The 3,677-nt window shown below is 38.0% G+C and carries 5 protein-coding genes and 1 pseudogene; 2 read left to right on the top strand and 4 right to left on the bottom strand.

Annotated features, from left to right (window positions below; all coding sequences use genetic code 11):
- Positions 1–176: 176 nt before the first annotated feature.
- The 3 genes and pseudogenes from V757_RS28245 to V757_RS27240 form a co-directional block, all read right to left on the bottom strand.
- Positions 177–341: pseudogene (locus V757_RS28245) on the bottom strand (integrase core domain-containing protein); the annotation flags it as partial.
- Positions 342–349: 8 nt separating this feature from the next.
- On the bottom strand, positions 350–640 hold the full coding sequence (locus tag V757_RS27245) for a contact-dependent growth inhibition system immunity protein (protein WP_023953550.1): 291 nt from the start codon (positions 638–640) through the stop codon (positions 350–352).
- Between the two features lie 31 nt (positions 641–671).
- Entirely contained in the window at positions 672–1,481 is an 810-nt protein-coding gene (locus V757_RS27240) for an RNase A-like domain-containing protein (RefSeq protein WP_023953548.1), read from the bottom strand.
- Positions 1,482–2,027: 546 nt separating this feature from the next.
- On the opposite strand from V757_RS27240, the gene V757_RS27235 reads away from it, so the two are divergent.
- Positions 2,028–2,390 carry a hypothetical protein gene (locus V757_RS27235; protein ID WP_023953546.1) on the top strand — a complete coding sequence of 121 codons (363 nt, stop codon included), beginning with the start codon at positions 2,028–2,030 and terminating at the stop codon, positions 2,388–2,390.
- Between the two features lie 77 nt (positions 2,391–2,467).
- Positions 2,468–2,674 (top strand): type II toxin-antitoxin system RelB family antitoxin, encoded by a 207-nt coding sequence (relB, locus tag V757_RS27230; RefSeq protein ID WP_245587062.1) that lies wholly within the window; start codon positions 2,468–2,470, stop codon positions 2,672–2,674.
- Positions 2,675–3,092: 418 nt separating this feature from the next.
- Here relB and V757_RS0115415 read toward each other — a convergent pair.
- Positions 3,093–3,677 (bottom strand): IS3 family transposase (locus tag V757_RS0115415; protein WP_031274941.1); only part of this gene is annotated, 585 nt, incomplete at its 5' end.

The raw sequence follows: 3,677 nt of genomic DNA, 5'->3' as shown, positions 1-3,677 counted from the left end.
GAAAAGGTGGAAACAGCAATACCTTCTTGGTCGACATAGTTCAGCGATAGGCTCAGCGGCCTCTGCTCGCTTTAATAAAGCAATGATCTGCTCTTCACGCTTACGTTTGCTCATTGTAAAACTCCTAATTATCAATTAAATTTTAAAGGAAATTTCTACATTTGAGCTGTATTAATTTAGGGGGTGGTTACCCCACCTAATGCCATGTTGGGGCGTTCGTTATTATAAGTCCAGAGCCAAGCAGTCGCTCCGTGTTGAACTTCTTCTAGACTGTCGAAGAGATTCTGGGTTAACCAGTCATAACGTACCGTCCGATTATAGCGCTCGACATACGCGTTTTGTGGGAGGATTACCCTAGCTGCTTCTGAACCTTCTTCTTGACCATACCGAGGAAGCTCGGCACATCATCAAAATATATGTCTGGGTCGAAAGTTTTGTAAAAAGCTTCTTCTAAACAGTCAGCATACTTGAATTCAAAATCAGCTATTTCCTGTATTAATTGATGCAAGCATTCTGCTGAGTTATCTTTAACATAAAAATCAAGCACGAATTCTATGTCATCTGTCCCAAAAAAAAGATCATAGTCTTGATTGAAATATGCTCCAACCAATTGATCGAGGTGAGGATAATCTTCGTGCATATTCTTTATGCCCTTATGCTAAGTTTTAATTTTAGTTCTTCGAAATTGGAAAAGAAGTAAGTACATAATACCATTTTCTTTTGAATTTTCTTTTTACAAGCACTACTCTTATATTTGTTGTATCCACAAAACTTTCTGAGCCTTTTTTAACATAAACCCCTACTTTATAATTTGCTGAGTAATTAAACCTAAGAATACTAGATGATTGTCCACCCCACTGTTTAATTAAGTTCTTATTTGCTTTTAGAGCTTGAGAAATAGCTTTTTCTGCTATATCTAAGTTTGTATATGAGCTTACAGCATTCCTGACTCGTGGATCAGTCTTTGCTCGGTGCAACATCTCAGCATTAGACCTAGCTACATGCTTTGTAAGCGTATGCCCTCCCATAAGCTCATGCTCACTCAACTTAATTCTACCGAAACGAATAGCCCCTACCCTGAAAGCACCAGCAATTCCTAGCCCTACAGAAACTCCAATAGGCACAGCGACATCAATTGTTTTAGCTAAGTTGTGCGCTGTCTCGTCATCAGCACCAAGCTCTTTGGCAAGTATTGCTGCGGCTTTGTATGTAGAAGAATTTGTTTCAACTCCCGTCCAAAGTTGGTTTGCGCCAGTTGTAATAGTATCTATACTATGAGCTGCTAGAGCAACACAAGCTTTACGAGCACGCACTCGGCAAAGCCCTACAGATCCTATAAGCTCTAGCGCACCAAAAAGAAGAGAGCCAGCTCCCCACAACCTATTTGATATTGTTTCCCCCTCACTGACAGATTGGTCTGATAAAACAGCAGTCAACTGTACTGGAGTTAGCACAAATTGCAAACCTTCTTCACTTTGCATAAGATTTTCCAGAAAATATGAGTTTTGGATATCCAAGAGAATCGGTAACGAATCGGTAACATAAGTACCTAGCTCTAATAGATTACCCAAAAAGCGTGTCAACCTTATTACAAAAACAATAAGTCAAAGCAGGCACCCTCTCAAACGTTTAAAAAGTATTTACTACTTTCATGTCTCAGCTTAAACAATGATCTACAAAAGCTCTGCCACCACATTTTCTTAAAAGCTAAAAACAGTTGATAATAGCCACTTGTGGCGTTTCCGGCCCAGCCGGAACTTGTTAAAACGGGGTCGTTTTAACGGCGTTAGCCTATCCCGCATCTAGTCATTAATTCTCTTCTTCCTCATTAATTTACATATAATTTTTTAATTTATTTTAATTGCTATTTATTTATTTTTATTTTTGTTTTAATTGTATTTAAATCAGGTTTAAGTAAATAGAATGACGATTTAATTAACTTTATCTTTTTATATATATTTTTATATTTATTATAAATGTCTTATAATTATGTATAAAATTTTTTTTAAGTGTTTGGAGGTGTGATTATGCATGATGTGGACAAATATATAAGTGAAGTTATGAGCAAAAAAGCTCACTCTAAAAGAAGTAAACTTGCTCAGTATCAACAGCAGATTTTAAAAATGAGGACTGCGGGGCTAACTTATGCTGAGATACAAGAATACTTATCCAGGTGCGGAGTTAACGTCACAATACCTGCAATCCGGTACCGATGTAATCAATTGTTGAAAGTAAAAACCTCAACCGAAAAATTGCCCGCTGAACCGACTGCTCCAAGCAGCACAGTTACAATAAAGAAAACAACAGCGTTAACCGAAAAAAAATCTAAAGATGGGTGGCAAAAACCCGAATGGGCGACAGTTAATGTAGATATTAATAAATATATTTAATACACTCGGTTTTAAATCGGATCACTCTCAAATCTCTGTAAACATACCTACATCCTCAGTAGATGTTAGCCATCAAATTGCCGAGCGAGATAAACGAACGACTAAACGACTTAGCAAAAAAGACAGGTCGTACAAAATCTTTCTATGCTCGAGAAGCGATCCTGAAGTATTTGGAGGATTTAGAGGATATTTATTTAGCCGAAAAAGAGCTAGAACAAGTCAGAGCCGGCAAATCAAAAACTTACTCAGCTGAAGAAGTAAGTAAAGATATTGAATCTTCTTAAATTTAAATTAATATTTTTATTAACCCCTCTAAGACGGGCTAGACGACTTTAAACCACTCTTGTTCTACCCTATTCCTCAATAAACTCAAAAAAACCGCTCAAATCGCCTAAAAAGGGCTTTGTTTTAGATTCAAAACTAAAAGCTCTACGACTAAAATTAAAAACTTCATAAATTCTCAAAAAAAAAAAGAAAAATCACTTTAGAAATTGAGTTTTTGCTAATTCATGGCTTTATTTATCAGATAGGAAAAGGCGACTTTTTCCGTCAATATTAAAAATTTAAAAATCTTGAGCTTTTAAAAAAAACGTTCTTTCTAAAAAAAAAGTAAAAAATCTAAAAAATAATTTTTGAAAACAATCTTTAAAAAAGCGAAGCTTCCTTTCCCTTTCTGATAATAAAACTGAACCTACCCCATTCTTAACACAGCTTTAAAGTAGAATATGCTCTCTGCCTGTACTCGACAGGACTTAAACGATCTAATGACTCATGAGGTCTTTCAGTATTGTAAATGTTTATCCACGCCTCTGTATGCCAACGCACCTGATCGAGCGTCGTGAATAAATGCATATCCAACACTTCCTCACGGTAGGTTCGATTGAACCGCTCAATATAGGCGTTCTGATAAGGGCATCCCGGCTCAATAAAGTCAATCAGAATGCCTCGCTGCTGCGCCCACTGCGTGAACTCTGTGGAAGTAAACTCAGGCCCGTTGTCCGTACGAATACACTGCGGATATCCATGGGCTTCCCCAAGCTGATCTAAAAAGCGAGTCACCCGAATAGCGGGCAGACTCACCCCTATGTCGATGCCTAGCACCTCACGGTTAAAGTCATCTATCACGTTAAGTGTACGGAACCGACGGCGACCCGTCAGACCATCCGACATAAAATCAATTGACCAACTGCTTCGTGCCATGACCGGTTGCGTCAATGGCATCGGATGCCTTGCCGGTAAACGCTGTTGCGTTTGCTTCGTAGCTGTAATCGAAGCTGATGWKAGACG

The organism is Pelistega indica (assembly GCF_000506865.1).
GTDB lineage: Bacteria > Pseudomonadota > Gammaproteobacteria > Burkholderiales > Burkholderiaceae_B > Taylorella > Taylorella indica.
Note: the sequence above shows the minus strand (reverse complement) of the source record. Positions and strands in the feature narration are given on the sequence as shown.